Below are 14,791 nucleotides of genomic sequence, written 5' to 3' on the forward strand. Positions count from 1 at the left end.
CCGCCGATCGGGACGCCGGCCGGTCCGCTCGCCCCCCCGGCGACCGGCGACGCCCCGACCGACCCGGACGGCGACGGCGGAGGCGCCGAAGAGACCAGCCCCTCCACGGGCCGCACAAGTTTAGAGGACGCCCCGCTCTCCGGCCGAGCTTCGCTCGACGGGCTGTGAGACTCGACGGGCTGTGAGGCTGGACGGGCTGCTTGAGCAGGGCATCGGGTAAGGTGACGGCTCCCTCCACGAGCCGCTCGCCATGCCCCCGTCCGCCTTTGGTTTCGATTTCCCCGTCGCGGCATCGCTCGCGCGGTCGGCGATCCGGCTGGCCTGCGCGTACCTGCTGCTCGCCGGCGCCGCGACCGCATCGGCCGACGACCGGCCGAACTTCCTCGTGATCCTGGCCGACGACGCCACCTGGTCGGACTTCGGGTTCACCGGCAGCCCGGACGCGAAGACGCCGCACCTCGACCGGCTGGCGACGCAGAGCCTGCGGTTCACGCGGATGTACTCCCCGGCGTCCTGCTGTTCGCCCACGAGGCACGCCTTATATACCGGCCTGGGTCCGATTCGCAGCGGGGCCTATCCGAACCACACCCGGGTCGAGCAAGGCACGCGGAGCCTGTTTACGCATCTGAAAGAGGTCGGCTATCGAGTCGCGTTGCAGGGGAAGGAGCACGTCGCCCCGCGGGCGAGCTTCCCCTATGAACGTCTCGGCAACGTGCCCGACGGGGCGCCGGCGAAAACACGGGCGTTCCTGTCGTCAGCGAAAGAACAGGACGAACCGTGGCTGCTGGTCTACGCCTCGCACGAGCCGCACGTCCCCTGGAACCGCGGAGATGCGTCGCGATGGAACGCGGACGACGTCACCGTTCCGCCCACGATGCTCGACACGCCGGAGACCCGCGAGTCGTTGGTTCAATATCATGCGGAGATCTCCGCATTGGACGGCGAAGTCGGCGATCTCTTAAAGGCGCTGGACGAGACCGGCGCGGCGGAGAACACCGTCGTGATCTTCCTCAGCGAGCAGGGCGGCCAGATGCCCGGCGCCGGCAAGTGGACCTGTTGGGAAACCGGCGTGCGGGCCGCGGCGCTGGTCCGCTGGCCCGGCCGCGTCGCCGCGGGCGCGACCACCGACGCGCTGGCATCTTACATCGACGTCACCCCCACCTTGCTAGAGATCGCCGGGCTGGACCCCGCCGCGGTCGATCCCGGCTGCCCGGACGCTGAGGGGAACGTGCCGATGGACGGCCGCAGCCTGCTGCCCGTCCTGACCGGCGACGCGACGGAACATCGCGAGTTCGTCTTTGCGGAGCATACGAACGTCGGCATTAACGGAGCGACGGCGCCCTTCCCGATCCGCTCCGCGGTCGGCCGACGGTTCAAATATATTCGCAACCTCGCCCCCGGAAACGAGTTCAGCATCGGCGGGACGCAGAAGAGCGCAGCGTTTCAATCGTGGAAAGCTCTCGCCTCCGACGGCGACCAGCGAGCGAAGGCGTTGGTGCAGCGAATTGAACGGCGACCGGCCGAGGAGTTCTATGACCTCGACAGCGACCCGTACGAACTGGTGAACCTCGCCCAGTTCGTCTCCCCGGCCCATCGGCAGGATGCGGAACGTATGGAGCTCTCCGCGGCCCTCGACGCCTGGATGGCCCAGCAGGGCGACGAAGGAATGGAGACGGAACGAAACGCCCGCGCCCACCAGAACCGCGGCGGCGGCAAGCGGCCCAAAGCGAAGTCCGTCCCCGGCCGCAATTAGAGGCCTACTTCGCCGTCGCTTTTGCGATCTTTGCGTCCAGCTTTGCGCTGAGGTCGGCTTCGATCTCGGCGTAAGCCGGCTCGCCGGCGTGGTTCGTCATGCCCAGCGGATCGTTCTTCCGGTCGATCAATAACGCAGACTTCCTGCCGCGCGGGTCGCGATAGCGGACGTACTGATAGTCCGCGGACGTGATCGAATCGCCCGGTTTGAATCGCGTGTAGGCGTGATCGCGGTGCGGGGCGTTCGGATCTTTTAGCGTCGCCACGAAGCTCTCGCCGTGCACCTCCCCGGCGGCGATCGCGATGTCGGCCAGCTCGCAGAGGGTGGGATGGAGGTCGACGAATTCGACGTAACTCGGGACCGCGGCGCCTTGGGGAACGCCGGGGCCGCTCATCCAGAGGGCGGTCCGCAGGGCGTCGTGCAGCAGCGTGTTCTTGGCCCACTGGTCGTGTTCGCCCAGCAGCCAGCCGTGATCGCCGAGGATCACGACGACCGTGTTCTCCGCCAGCCCGGTCGCTTCCAGCTTGTCCATCACCCGGCCGAGCAGGTCGTCCGCATGCGACACCGAGGCGTAATACCCCTGCCGCATCCGGCGATGATATTCGTCGGTGTTATAGGTCACCTCGCGGGAGAAGTCGGGCGTCATCGGGACGTAAGCGTTTTGCTCACGCACGCCTCGCAACCCGGCCGGCTGCGGTTGCGGCATCCGGCGATGCTCCGCCAATGCGATCTGTTTGAGGGGATAGGTCTTGTACGTGTCCTCCGGGGAGAAGAACGGCATATGCGGCTTGGCGAAGCCGCAGGCGATGAAGAACGGCTTGTCGTTCTTTGCAAAGCGTTCAAGATCCGCCATCGTTTTGGCGGCGATCTTGCCGTCGCTGGTATCGAGCGGGTCGACCTCGCCGGCCTCCCACATCGGCACCTTCTTGACGACCTTGCCGCCGGGCAATTTGCGGGTTTCCTGGTTCGTCTTCATCCACTCCGCGGTGGCGTCGTTATAGAAGGTGCGGCCTCCGATCTCCGGGCGCCACGGCGCTTCGGACCAACTGCGGGCGGCGGTGTCGTTCTTATGATGAAACACTTTGCCGTTGCTGACGGTCGTGTAACCCGCCTCGCGGAACCGTTGCGGCAGCGTCTTTGCGTTCGGGGCGTCGTTCTCCGCCCAGGTGAGGAAGTCCGGGAACCGCTCCCGCGTGGGGTACAGCCCGGTCATCAGGCTGGCCCGGCTGGCGCCGCAGGTGGGCACCTGACAGTAGGCGTTCTCAAACCGCACGCCGTTCGCTGCGAACCGGGAGAAGTTCGGCGTCACCATCTGCTCGTGACCGTAATCCGCCGTCTGCGGCCGCAGATCGTCGATATAAATCAACAGAACGTTCGGCCGTTCCGCGGCCCCGGCCAAGGGCGTTGCGACGATCAGAAACCAAAGCGCCGCGAGGGCGCCGTGACGTGCAAGAACGGGCATGCGAGAACCGGGCGAGCGGGAACGGAACTGCCCCAGCGTACGCAGACGTCAGTCGCCGTTCACGCGGCTCCGGACTGCTGCTCTATTCGGCGCCGCGGCGACGGTAATAAATGCGATACTCGGTCTTGTCGGTGACGGTCTCGGTGCCGCGGGTTTCGCCGCCGAGGTTCACATGTACGCCGTGATCTTCGCCGGCGGCCAGATGCACGCCCAGCGGTTTGGTCTCTTCCTGATAGTCGATCCGCTGGCCGACCACGACCTCCTCCTCGCGGACGATGTCATAGCCCTCGGGGAAGCGCTCGGCCATCAGTTTCTCCGCCTTCTTCCGCCCGCCGGGTCCGCTAATCGCGATCACGCCGCCGTCGCTTTCTTTCAACACATGCCGCGCACAGCCGCTCGCCCAGGTGCACAGGCAGATCGCGACGATCAGCGTCGCGGCGACGAAATAGAAGCGGGTCGCGAAGCGGGCGGCGTGCATGCCGCGCGTGTAGTCCACGAGACCGGCACGCTGCAACGTCACCTTTTTCGATTTCGAGTCCGACCTAGCTGAGGCGGTCCAGTGCCACGAACTCCCGCACCGTTCTCACCGCGTCCGGCTCCATATCGTTCAGAGCAGAAGCAGCTGCCACTTTAAAAGGAACAGCCATCGCATCCCGCTCTCGCCGGGTGGATCGCCTTGGCCGGGTGGATCGAACTTGCTGAGAGCGTCCCAGGCGTCAGGCTCGGCGGCGGCGACCGGCGGTTCAGGATCAGCGATCAGGTCTCTGTAGCCTTCCAGCGTCGGCCGCGGCGGCGGACCGGGGTTGAAGTCGACGACGTCAAATAAAAACATCGTCGCCCCGTCTCGGCTAGGAGAAAACAACTTCACCGCCCGCAACGTCCCATCCGATCGACGGAATTGCAGTAGTGCTCGGCTCATCTGAATCGCGTCTTCGGTTCGTAGCGGAACCGCTGACAGGAACACATCGTCCACTTGCCGCGACGCCACAGAGAACTTCCAGTCCTGCCTCCGGGGACCGAAGGGGCGTCCCGGGGCGAAAGGGAAATACCGATCCGGGGAGCGATCGGCCGCCCATCCCATCAACGGAAACTGCCCCGTCGAACCGTGTGTAAATTCCTGCCGAACGTCATCGACGGCGAGAAGCGTTCCGTCCGTCGCATCCCAGAACCAGCGGCTCGCGTCTCCCGGAATCGGCTTGTGCACGATTCCGCCGCTTTCATAATGCTTCTTCTCGGATCGCGGACGGATCGTCGCCAGCGTGCCGGCCGTGGGGTCATGGTGGAACTCACCCTCGGTGAGTTTCACCGTGTGGAACGTGCTGTCGTACTCGAACCCGCGGTAGGTCGCTCGCACCGCGGTCACGTCACGGGTCGCCTCCGCCCAGCGGGCCAGCACGATGGCGGCGGCCTCCGCATCGTCCGCGGGCAGGTCGTCCGCGGGGGCGAGCAGGAAGAATGCAGCGAGGAACATGGCAGCCGTCCGGGCGGGGAATACTCCTGCCGGAAACCTACATCAACGGTCCGCCGGGGGACAGTTCGTTCCGCCGCTCAGACTCCGCGTTCGACTCGGACAACAACCTTAACAAGCCGTCGAACGTGCGGTCCCAACCGTCCAAACTCATCAATGAACGCGACAGGTCGAACTCTCGTTTCAGTCGAAATAGAACGTCCGCCCAGTCCACTTCCAGATCAATATAAACAAGCTCGTCCCGGGGGTGCAGGGCATTCAATTCTCGGTTGTCCAAGCCTAAACCGATCTCGATCGACCGAAGCGCCCGCGCCGGCCAGTCGGGCGGCAGGTCGGTTCCGGCGAAGAACGCCTCGTGATATGCGGCGTCGCTCATTCGCGGCCGACCTTTCAGGATGCGTTCAAATTCCCGCTGAAAGCGGGCGTTCGGTTCGATCAGAAAGAACTGAGCCGGTCGGCCGGTCGCGCGGCGTTCCCAAGCCGCGAACGCCCACGCCGGCAGGAGAAACAGCAGTGTATTGAAGCACATCACGATCGCCCCCGTTCGCCCGTCCCCGGTCGGCAGGACGACGGCGGCGACGAATAATCCCGCCGCTGTGGCGATGGCCAGCCAGCCGAGCGGCCGAGCGTTCCGCTCTCCGCTGCGTCGGACCGCTTCGGCCCTCTCGACGGCATCCGGCCGGGCCGAAGGACGAAACGGCGGGAACGGCTCGCTCGATAATTCGCTCATCCCGTCTTGGCCAGTTCCAGCACTTCGCCGAAGCGGTCGAGCACCTCCGCCTTCACCATCGCCCATTCCGGCTGGTCGAACATGCCGGTGTCGACGAGGTGGAACGCTTTGCGGCGGGCCTCTTCTAACAGGTCGCGGTCGCGCTGCGGGTCGGCGACGCGGAGGGCGCTCTTGCCGCTTTGACGGGTGCCGAGCACGTGGCCGGGACCGCGTTGCGCGAAATCGGCCTCGGCGATTTCAAAGCCGTCGGTGGTGCGTTCGAGCACGCCCAGGCGCTCCGCGGCGGTCGCGCTGGTCTGGTCGGTGTAGAGGAAGCAATATCCGCGTCGCGATCCCCGCGCGACGCGGCCGCGGAGTTGGTGCAATTGGCTCAGGCCGAAGCTCTCCGCCTTCTGAATCACCATCAACGTCGCGTTCGGCACGTCTACGCCAACCTCGACCACGGTCGTGCTGACCAGCACCCGCGTCTCGCCGGTTTTGAACGCTTCCATCGCCGCCTCCTTCTTGTCCGCCTCCATCCGGCCGTGCACCAAACCGACGGCGTAGCCCTGTAATTCTCCTTCGGTCAGTTCTTTGAAGGTCGCTTCGACGGAGGCGGAGAGTTCGTCGCTCTCCACGTCTGCTTCCGAAACGTCGCCGACTTTCGGGCAGATGACGTAGCATTGGCGGCCCTCGTCGAGCTTTTCCCGAATAAAATGCCAGGTCTTCTGGCGGGCCTTCGGGCCGGGCACGCGGCTGGTGACGACGGGCTGCCGGCCGGGGGGGAGATCGCGGACGGTGGTGACGTCCAGATCGCCGAACTGCGTGAGGGCGAGGCTGCGGGGGATGGGCGTGGCGGTCATCACCAGCACGTGCGGGTCGCGGTCGCCGGCGCTGAAGGCGGCCCGTTGGGCGACGCCGAACTTGTGCTGTTCGTCCACCACCGCGACGCCTAATCGGGGGATCTCCACGCCCTTTTGAATCAACGCCTGCGTGCCGATAATCAGTTGCACGGCCCCGCTTTTGATGCGGGCGCGCAAGTCCTTGCGTTTCTTCGCGGTCAGCCGCCCCGTCAATAACCGCCGTTCGACTCGGCTGTGAGCCAACGCATGCTGCACGGTGGCCCAGTGTTGGTTGGCGAGCACCTCCGTCGGGGCCATCAACACCGCCTGCCGGCCGTGGGCGACGGCGGTCAGCATGGCGTATAAGGCGACGACCGTCTTGCCGGCGCCCACGTCGGCCTGCAACAGGCGGTGCATGGCGACCTCGCTGGCGAGGTCGGCGGCGATCTCTTTGACAGCGTCGTTCTGGCCGGCGGTGAACTCGAAGGGGAACAACCGGCGGATGCGGGCGTCGATCTTCGCCGAGACCGGCAGCGGGTCCGCGGTTCCGCCGGCTCGCCACATCCGGCGCCGCAGGGCGACGCCGAGTTGAAACTCAAATAAATCATCGAACAGCACCCGATCCCGGGCGGCGTTGAAGTCCGCCAGCGTCTCCGCCGCGTGCAGGTTCGCCGCGGCTTCTTTCAAATGCGGCAGTCCATGCTTGTCGCGGAACGCTTTGGGCAGCGGGTCGCAGATATAGTGGCCGAACCCCTCCACCGCCCGCGTCGCCAGCATGTTCAGGCCGCGCTGATTGACGCCCTCGGTGAGGGCGTAGCGAGGCTCGATCCCGCCCACCGCTTCGCCGGGTTCGCCCTCTAACAACTGCACCTGCGGAGACGAAAATTCCCAAGCGCCGTCGTATCGCTTCGGCTTGCCGGTGACGAGAACCCGCTGTCCCTCGGGCAGTTTTTTGCGCATCCACGGTTGATTGAAGAAGCTGGCCCGAACCATGCCGGACGACGTCTCAATGACCGATTTGACCAGCGTGCGGCCGTTGCGGGTGGGGCGGGCGTCGGTATCGACCACGACGCCGCGGACGGTGTGAATCGTCTGATCGTCGAGTTGCTCCACGTCGGCGGCGACGGAGAGATCGAGCACGTCCCGCGGCAGCAGGAACAGCAGGTCGCGGACGGTGTGAATCTCCAACTTGGCCAGCAGCGCCGCCCGCCGCGGGCCGCACCCGCGGACGAACTGCACGGGGGTGTCGAGCGGGTCGTCGGCGAGGTGTTCGGGGTCGGCCATCACGGGTCCATCCTAAGCCGGAGAGGCGATTTCGGCGTCCCTCCGCCCCGGGTTCGCGGTCGTCGTCAGAACATCTCTGCGAGAACGGAGATCGTCGCCGCCCCGCAGATGTACAGCCACGCGACGACGACCGCATACGCCAGCGCCGCCCGCTTCGCCGGCCGGGTCCATCGGCCACGGCGGAGCAGCCAGAGGCACCCCGCCGCCGCGGCGGGGACCGCGCAGGGGACGAGCAACGCCCAATCCCAGAACGTGCGTTCCCACCAGTTCATCAGCGACCACACCGGCTCGATGCGGAGGTTCATACAGACGACCAGCAGCAGAAAGCTGCCGATGAACGCCAGCAGCGGGACGCACAGCAGCCAAACCGCCGCCCGCCGCCACGGCCCGACGGGATCGAAATGGTTCGGTTCGAGAATCATCGTCCAATCGCGGCGACGCGGCCGCCACCCCGCCCACCAAGGCCGCGGCGTGACGGCCGGCGTCGTTCCCCACCACTGCGGGCGGACGTCGGCGAGGAGATCGTCGTCTTGCGGATCGTCGTGCAGAAGGTCGTCGGCAAAGTGCGGAGCATCAGCCATACCTGCATCCTAAAGCGCCCGCAGACGTTCGACGGGGAAAGAGCTGTCCGACGGTCAGAGCGCCGCTCGGAAGGTTGTGACCGTCGCCACGGCACATCCCAGGAGCCATGCCCCTCCCAGCAGGGCATACAGCCCCACGTTCCGCCACGCCCGCGGGCCGCCGCGTCGGAGCAGCCACACGCAGCCGATCCCCGTGGCCGGCACGGAGCAGAACGACATGATCACCATGTCCGCCCACACGCCTCGTCCGCAGGCGTTGTACAGATCGTTCACCGTCATCCAGATCGGGTCGATTCGGAAAGCGTCGCAGGCCAGCAAGAGACCGAAGTTCGCCACCGTCGCCGCAAGTGGAACCGCCCCCAGCCAGACCCACGGCCGCCACCCGGCGGGTTCAGGAATTAGCGGATCGTGGAACGGGTCGTCTGTCATGGCATTAAAGCGGCCAGTGCCGGACGACGTTGAGCAGCGCCACGCCGCCGACCGTGCACGCGGCCCACGCGATCATCCCGTAGAGGCTCGCATTCCGCCAACCACGCCCACTCGTCCCGTCCCTTCGCAGCGTATAGGCGAAGCCGGGCAGCGACGCGGGCAGCGTGATCCCCGCCATAATCGCCGCGTCCCCCAACAGCCCTCCGCCGAGGGCGGTGTGCAGGCGGCCCAGAAACTGGTCTAACTCGCGTCCAAGAAACGGCGATTCGTGAAAGGAGAGGACGAGCAGCAATCCGAAGTTCCCGCACGTCCCGATGACCGGCGCCGCCCACAACCACAGCGCCGGCCCGCCGGGCCAGACGGACCGACGTTCAGCCGGCGGGGCGATCTGTTCGGCGTCGGCGGGGGGCGGGTCGGCCATGACGCGACGGTAACGAGCGCTCGCGGCCGACGACGACCGCCGGGCGCCGGCGCTTCTTAGAAAATCGCTTTCGTCAGTTCCAGCACGCCGAGTAGCAGCAGGAACGCCGCCCCGAACGCAATCGGAACATAGACAATCGCCTCGGTCCATCCGCGACCGAATCGCAAAGCCCGTCGGGCGAGAAACGCGAATCCGATCAACACCCCCGGGGCCGCCAGCGCCGACAGCAAGCCTTCGTTGCCGAGAAACCGCAGCGACCGCAACAGCGTCTCCGCCGTGCGCGAGCGAAGCAGGGAATCGGGATGCGTGAGCAGCGCCAGCAGGGCGAAGTTTCCGCATGCGACGCAGATCGGGATCGCGATCGTCCACACCCAGGGACGCGTCCAAAGCGACGACGGGAGATCATCCTGCGACGGAACCACGTCGGAGGGCGGATCGGCGCGTTCAGAAGTCATAAGCGATCAAGGCGTCCAACGCTCGCACGTAAATGCGGCCCGGGGCGACGGCGACGTGCGCCCAACTGGTGGCGTCGGTCACATGGCGTTCGCTGAGCGTTTTCAATTCCGTCGCATCGGCGGCGAGCAGCAGTAGATCGCCGTCCGCGTCGAGGGCGAGGATCTTTTCGCCGTCGGTGATCATCGACCAATATCCGCCGAACGGCGTGCTGGTCCACGCCGCTTCGCCGGTCTTCAAATCATAACAGACGACGCGGTCGTTCTTCAGATGCTGAAAGGCGAAGCCGTCGATCACGACCGGGCTGCTCATATAGCCCTGCCGGCTGTTCTGCCAGACGGTGGAGACGGCCCAATCGTCGGCGGTTCCGCTCTCGGAGGTTCGCCGGACTTCATACAGGAACGTCCCGCCGCCGTAGGTGCTGGTCAGCAGGCGCACGGCCTTCTCGTCGTCCTGAACAGGGACGACCGTGGGGGTGAGCACGTTCATGCCGCGGAAGGCTTCGACGGGCTGCTCCCACAGAATCGTCCCGTCCTTCGGGTTCACGCCGCACAGCTTGGTGCGGGCCTGCACGAGGATCTGAGCGACGCCGGCGATTTTTGTGACGAAGGGCGAAGAGAACGCTCCGCCGCTCATCGAGTTATTTTCGTCGCCCAGCACGGTCCATTCGACCTCGCCGGAGTCGGCGTTCAACTTGCTGAAGCCGGCGATCGTGTGGGCGTAGACCGCCCCCTCAAAGACCAACGGACTGGCGACGTGGCCGAAGGCCTCCGGGTCCGAGCCGGCGAGCGCGGCGAAGTCGATCCGCCACGCCTCCTCGCCGGTGGCCGCGTCGAGGGCGACGAGCACGTCCCGCATCCCGGCGACGTACAGCAGGCCGTCGCCGTTCTCGTCTACGCTCAGCGCCGGGGTGCTGCGAATCCAATCGCCGTTGGCTTTGGCGAAGAACGGCACGCTGAGGGCGCCCTTCCACTTCGCCTCCCATAATAATTCGCCGGTGGCGGCGTCGAACGCTTTGGCGGACTCGTACGTGTTGCCGATCGTCTCCGTCGTATAAACCCGCGAGCCGCGGTTCCCGTTCTCGTCCGCCGGCGCCGGGCCGACGACCGGGCCGGAATAACTCGCTCCCAACTCGACCCGCCAGGCTTCCTTCAACGTCGCCTCGTCCAGCGAGGTCGGCAGCGTGACGGCGGTTCGACCGTCGCGGGTGGGGCCGCGCCACTGGTCCCAGCCGCCGCGGCCTTCGTCGAGGACCGCCGGGTCGGCGGCGAGCAGCAGTACGGCGAACGGCAGCAGAGAACCGGACATGAGGGCGATCCGAAAGCGGGACGGGAGCGGTAGCATAGCCGGCCCGCGCCGTCTGACCGTGGATTCGGCCGAGCCGCATCGGTGGAAACGAATGCGACCCGGACGCTGGAGGCGCCCGGGTCGCGATCATTCCGCCTTCGTCTGGCGACGGTTCAGGAGAACTTCGACTTGCCGGGGACCGGGATTTCGCCGACTTCCAACTCTTGATCCATGCTGAAGACCGTGTCCGGCCCCCACTGCTTGGTGCTGGTGAGCATCTGATCCCAACTGAGGTTTTCGCCGGTGTAGGCGGCCTCGCGCCCCATGATGCCGCAGAGGGTGGAGAGGGCCATATATTCCACGTCGTTCGGCGTCTCGCCCTTGCGGAGGGCTTCGAAGAAGACGTTGTGTTCGGCCTGGTGCATCTGGGTGACGCTCTCCCGGTTCCAGAACTTATTCTCTCCGGTGATCTGGAACTTCATCAGGTTCGCCGTGCCCTTCGTACCGTGGGCGAGGTTGCGATACGGGTTCGCCGGGGCGCCGGGCTGCTGACGCGTCGTGGCGTGCATCTGCACGCCGTCGGCGAAGGTATAATTGCAGGCGAAGTGGTCGTAGATATTCCCGTTGTTCTCGCCGACGCGGTTGATGCGTCCGCCGGTCGCGACGACCTCCTTGGGATATTCGCCCTTCATCCAGCAGAGCATGTCCAGGTCGTGGACGAACTGCTCCACGATGAAGTCGCCGGACAGCCAGATGAGGTTGTACCAACTGCGGAGCTTCCACTCCGTATCGCTCCACTCGTCCCGCTTGGCGAGGGTCCGCTCGTAGCCGCTGTGGCGGATGGAATCGAGGTTGATCAGGTCGCCGATCTGGCCGTTCTGAACGCGATCGACCAGGTCGGCCATCCGCGGGTCGTAGCGCCAGCACAGGCCGCCCAACAGGCCGACGTTGTTTTCCTTCGCCTTTTTGATCGTGGCGAGCACGCGGCGAACGCCCGGGGCGTCCACGGCGGCGGGCTTCTCGAAGAAGGTATGAATCCCGGCGTCGACGCAGGCTTCGAGGTGCTCCGGCCGATAGTAGGTCGGCGTGGCGAGCAGGATCACGTCCGGCTTCATCGCGATCAGCTTTTTATAGCCGTCCAGCCCGACGAACGTCGCGTCCTCGGTCACCTTCACGCGATCGGCGACGTCGGAGACGGCCAGCCCTTTGAGGCAGCGATCGACCTTATCCTGAAACGGATCGGCGACGCCGACGAGCGTCGCGTTCGGCTCCGCACGCAGCGCCTGGGCGGCGGCGCCGGTGCCGCGACCGCCGCAGCCCACTAATCCAATCTTGACCGGCCCGCCCTCCTGGACGTGGGCGCCGGCCAGCGGAGTGACGCCGAGGGCCGCTCCGGCGGCGGCGGCGGTGGACAGAAACGTACGACGATCGGACATGAGGAATGCCGGTGGCGGGAGATCTGGTGTCGGACTGTTGAGCGCTCTCGGGGGGCATTGCGCCGGGCCCGAACGGTCCACCCTAACGACCGTCGGAACCGCACGCACCTTTCTGTCTGACGCAGGCCGCCCCGCCCCCCGTAAAACGCCCCGCAGCGAGAGCGATCAGGTGGACCGGGTCCGCTGGTGTTGACCGAGATAGCCGATGACGACGGTGTCCGCCGCCCGGTCGTAATGAAACGCCAGCCGAACGGAGAGCCGCGGATCCTTGTTATTTCCGCCGCGCAGATGCCGGGTCAGCGGGACTTCCTCACCGCCCCAGACGGTTCGATAATCTTCGGGGAACTGGCCCATCGTGCTGGCGGATTGATTCGGGCTGTAATGCAGCCCGCACTGCCGCAGACATTCTTCGTCGAGATCCGCACACGGCTCCCGGCCGGCGAGGGCGTCCCGCAGGGTGGTGGCGAGGAACTTCAGCCCCAGATACACCCGATCCGGGTGCCGGTAGGGATAGCCTTCGCGCACGCTTTTGGAATTGAACGCGAACGCCAGCGCCTGCGGGTATTCCTCCGCGGCCCGAGACAGCGCGGCGTCGACGCTGTCCGCGTATTGGGAGGTCGCGGGGGCGTCCTCCTCCTCGTTCTCTCCCGGATCGTCCCCCGTCGCGGCAGCGGGATCGGGGAGATAATCGAGGATCCGCCCCAGCGCCGCCGCCCGAGCCGTGGCGACGGATTCGCCCCGGCCTTCGTCGTTCGCCGACTTTTGGTTTGCCGCCCCTTCGCCGGTGACATCTTCGCCCGGCGCGTCGTCGCCGGCCGCGTCGTTACCGGCCGCGTCGTCGGCCGGTTCGGGGGGGCTTTGTTCGGCCTCGACGAGACGTTGCATCGCGGCACGAAGCGCGGCGGGGTCTTCGGGGACGGACTCCCGAAACCGCACGTCGCTGGGCGGGACGCCCAAGCCCAACAGGCGATGCGCGAACTTCGCCAACCGATCGGCGTGATAGTCGAACCGGTCGGGTTCCTCGTCGTCGGCGTGCTCCGCAGTTTTGGCGGCGGCATGGGCGAACTTCTTGAACGCTTCCCGCTCCGCTTTCCCCCGGCTGCGGGCGGCGGAGGCGCCGCCGATCCGCGAAGCGAGGTCTCCATGATCGGTCGGGTCGGCGTGACTGCCCTCCCGCAGATAGTTGCGGATGAAATACGCGATCCCGGTGCGGGCGTCGGAGATATCCCGGATCGTTTTATAGACCGCCACCTGATCCCGGTCCGGCTTCTCCCGCAGGTTGCGCACGGCGATCAGCGCCATCGATTGCGCCTCCGCCGTCAGGTCCAACGCCGCCTTCAGACGCTCCAGTTCCTCGCTTCGATACGGGGAACACGCTTCGTCGCCCGCGGCGCTCAGATAGCGTTCCAACGCCGAGTCCAACAGCACGGCGGCGTCCGCCAGCACCTCGAACACCGCCGCCGTTCGTTCGTAGTCCGCCGGGGCGGCGCCGGGCGGCGCCGGTTCCAGCAGCGGCCAGAGCGCCTCTCCGGGGTCGGCGATCGCTTCCAACTCCTCCCGACGCGCCCGCAGCGGACCGGTTTCCGCCCCCGCGACGAGCCGATCCGCCGCCCACCGCAGCGCCTGCGCCTTCGTCCGGCAGCGGTCCGGCACCCGGCACAGTCCGCGGACATCCTCCGATTGCAGCGTGGACGCCCCTTCCAATCCCGCGGCGCCGGTCAGATCGACCGCCGAGTCGGCCCCGGAGGCGCTCGCGTCCGCGCCCAGCGTGAGTCGCTCCCGAATCTCCCCCAGCGTCGCCGTCGTTCCCGGAGCGGCCTCCGCCTGAACGAACGACGGCTCCGAAGCGGCGGACGACGAGGCGGGGGGCGACGAAGCGGCCGGGGGCGAGGCGATCGACGGGGTGGCCGGACGCGAGGACTGCGACGATCGAGGCGTCGAACGTGCCTCCGCGGACGGAGGCGAACTCGCCGAGGGGTCCTCCGATCCGCTGACCGCGTCCTCTTCCCCCACGACATTCGGCTCCGCCCCGTCCGGCCAGGCGGCGTGACGGGCGGCGTCGGCTAGTTCGCCCAGCGCCTCCCGCACGCCCGGATCGGCGGCGACGTTAGCAAGCTTCGCGGCCCAGCCGTCGTCCGCGGCCCGCACCGCACGGAGCGCCGTCCTCACCGCCGCAATGGCGACCGCTTCCCATGGATCATCGACGGGCGATCCGATCGGGTCCGCGTCGCTCTCGTCTCCCTCGGTTCCCCGAGCCAAACGGGGGCGGGGCGCGGAGCCGGACGATCCCGTTCGCGTCCCGCGACAGGCTTCATCGCGGGAAGATTCGTTTCGGACACCGGTGCGAGGGCGTCCGCCAAGCGTGCGAACGGCGGGGGGCGAAGTGGACATCCGGTCGATCCGGGGCTGGAGAACAGTGGACGGAGGCACGACGTCGCGGGTTCGACTCCGCGGGGTCGAGCGTGCGGAAGGGTGCGGAGTCGAGGTCGCGGGGGTCGCGAACGACGGTCTTGTTGGGGGGCGAAGCAATGTGCTAGCACCGCATGCCCCCCGACGGGCCGCGGACCGGGTTTCCCCGATCCGCCGACCGTCCCGCCGCCCCAAGCGGCCGGCCGGCCGGTCGTTCCCGACGACCGACTCGACAGTCTGCCGCACCTGCCCCGCCC

General features: G+C 67.0%; 13 protein-coding genes. 1 reads left to right on the forward strand and 12 read right to left on the reverse strand.

Annotated elements, in window-relative coordinates:
- Positions 1–250 precede the first annotated feature (250 nt).
- Entirely contained in the window at positions 251–1,753 is a 1,503-nt protein-coding gene (locus tag LzC2_RS15955; RefSeq protein ID WP_171188812.1) for a sulfatase family protein, read from the forward strand.
- Positions 1,754–1,757: 4 nt separating this feature from the next.
- On the opposite strand, the gene LzC2_RS15960 is transcribed toward LzC2_RS15955, so the two are convergent.
- The 12 genes from LzC2_RS15960 to LzC2_RS16015 all read right to left on the reverse strand — a co-directional run bounded on the left by LzC2_RS15960 (position 1,758) and on the right by LzC2_RS16015 (position 14,384).
- Complete coding sequence (locus tag LzC2_RS15960; RefSeq protein ID WP_171188814.1) at positions 1,758–3,215, reverse strand: sulfatase; 1,458 nt, start codon at positions 3,213–3,215, stop codon at positions 1,758–1,760.
- An 82-nt stretch (positions 3,216–3,297) separates the two neighbouring features.
- On the reverse strand, positions 3,298–3,735 hold the full coding sequence (locus LzC2_RS15965; RefSeq protein WP_171188816.1) for a hypothetical protein: 438 nt from the start codon (positions 3,733–3,735) through the stop codon (positions 3,298–3,300).
- Positions 3,736–3,822: 87 nt separating this feature from the next.
- Positions 3,823–4,686, reverse strand: a complete 864-nt coding sequence (locus LzC2_RS15970) for a hypothetical protein (RefSeq protein ID WP_171188818.1) — start codon at positions 4,684–4,686, stop codon at positions 3,823–3,825.
- A 37-nt stretch (positions 4,687–4,723) separates the two neighbouring features.
- Positions 4,724–5,413, reverse strand: coding sequence for a hypothetical protein (locus tag LzC2_RS15975; RefSeq protein WP_171188820.1), 690 nt, complete (start codon positions 5,411–5,413; stop codon positions 4,724–4,726).
- On the reverse strand, positions 5,410–7,518 hold the full coding sequence (gene recG, locus LzC2_RS15980) for an ATP-dependent DNA helicase RecG (RefSeq protein ID WP_171188821.1): 2,109 nt from the start codon (positions 7,516–7,518) through the stop codon (positions 5,410–5,412). The genes LzC2_RS15975 and recG overlap by 4 nt, the downstream gene beginning before the upstream one ends.
- A gap of 65 nt (positions 7,519–7,583) precedes the next feature.
- Complete coding sequence (locus LzC2_RS15985) at positions 7,584–8,099, reverse strand: hypothetical protein (protein ID WP_171188823.1); 516 nt, start codon at positions 8,097–8,099, stop codon at positions 7,584–7,586.
- A gap of 54 nt (positions 8,100–8,153) precedes the next feature.
- A complete protein-coding gene (locus LzC2_RS15990; RefSeq protein ID WP_171188825.1) occupies positions 8,154–8,528 on the reverse strand; it encodes a hypothetical protein in 375 nt (124 codons plus the stop codon).
- Positions 8,529–8,532: 4 nt separating this feature from the next.
- Positions 8,533–8,949 carry a hypothetical protein gene (locus LzC2_RS15995; RefSeq protein ID WP_171188826.1) on the reverse strand — a complete coding sequence of 139 codons (417 nt, stop codon included), beginning with the start codon at positions 8,947–8,949 and terminating at the stop codon, positions 8,533–8,535.
- Positions 8,950–9,005: 56 nt separating this feature from the next.
- Positions 9,006–9,404, reverse strand: coding sequence for a hypothetical protein (locus tag LzC2_RS16000; RefSeq protein WP_171188828.1), 399 nt, complete (start codon positions 9,402–9,404; stop codon positions 9,006–9,008).
- Positions 9,394–10,710: a PQQ-binding-like beta-propeller repeat protein gene (locus LzC2_RS16005; protein WP_171188830.1), complete on the reverse strand. Its 1,317-nt coding sequence runs from the start codon at positions 10,708–10,710 to the stop codon at positions 9,394–9,396. Before LzC2_RS16005 ends, LzC2_RS16000 begins: the two co-directional genes overlap by 11 nt.
- Positions 10,711–10,862: 152 nt before the next feature.
- On the reverse strand, positions 10,863–12,125 hold the full coding sequence (locus LzC2_RS16010; protein WP_171188832.1) for a Gfo/Idh/MocA family protein: 1,263 nt from the start codon (positions 12,123–12,125) through the stop codon (positions 10,863–10,865).
- A 165-nt stretch (positions 12,126–12,290) separates the two neighbouring features.
- Positions 12,291–14,384, reverse strand: coding sequence for a hypothetical protein (locus LzC2_RS16015; protein ID WP_171188834.1), 2,094 nt, complete (start codon positions 14,382–14,384; stop codon positions 12,291–12,293).
- Positions 14,385–14,791 lie beyond the last annotated feature (407 nt).

Source organism: Alienimonas chondri (genome assembly GCF_013036045.1).
In the GTDB taxonomy this organism is placed as follows: Bacteria; Planctomycetota; Planctomycetia; order Planctomycetales; family Planctomycetaceae; genus Alienimonas; species Alienimonas chondri.

Excerpts from the sequence above, each read along its gene's own strand:
- recG (WP_171188821.1), bottom strand. The coding sequence starts at position 7,518 with ATGGCCGACCCCGAACACCTCGCCGACGACCCGCTCGACACCCCCGTG.
- LzC2_RS15960 (WP_171188814.1), bottom strand. The coding sequence starts at position 3,215 with ATGCCCGTTCTTGCACGTCACGGCGCCCTCGCGGCGCTTTGGTTTCTG.
- LzC2_RS15985 (WP_171188823.1), bottom strand. The coding sequence starts at position 8,099 with ATGGCTGATGCTCCGCACTTTGCCGACGACCTTCTGCACGACGATCCG.
- LzC2_RS15970 (WP_171188818.1), bottom strand. The coding sequence starts at position 4,686 with ATGTTCCTCGCTGCATTCTTCCTGCTCGCCCCCGCGGACGACCTGCCC.
- LzC2_RS15995 (WP_171188826.1), bottom strand. The coding sequence starts at position 8,949 with ATGGCCGACCCGCCCCCCGCCGACGCCGAACAGATCGCCCCGCCGGCT.
- LzC2_RS15975 (WP_171188820.1), bottom strand. The coding sequence starts at position 5,413 with ATGAGCGAATTATCGAGCGAGCCGTTCCCGCCGTTTCGTCCTTCGGCC.
- LzC2_RS15955 (WP_171188812.1), top strand. The coding sequence starts at position 251 with ATGCCCCCGTCCGCCTTTGGTTTCGATTTCCCCGTCGCGGCATCGCTC.
- LzC2_RS16005 (WP_171188830.1), bottom strand. The coding sequence starts at position 10,710 with ATGTCCGGTTCTCTGCTGCCGTTCGCCGTACTGCTGCTCGCCGCCGAC.
- LzC2_RS16000 (WP_171188828.1), bottom strand. The coding sequence starts at position 9,404 with ATGACTTCTGAACGCGCCGATCCGCCCTCCGACGTGGTTCCGTCGCAG.
- LzC2_RS15990 (WP_171188825.1), bottom strand. The coding sequence starts at position 8,528 with ATGACAGACGACCCGTTCCACGATCCGCTAATTCCTGAACCCGCCGGG.
- LzC2_RS16010 (WP_171188832.1), bottom strand. The coding sequence starts at position 12,125 with ATGTCCGATCGTCGTACGTTTCTGTCCACCGCCGCCGCCGCCGGAGCG.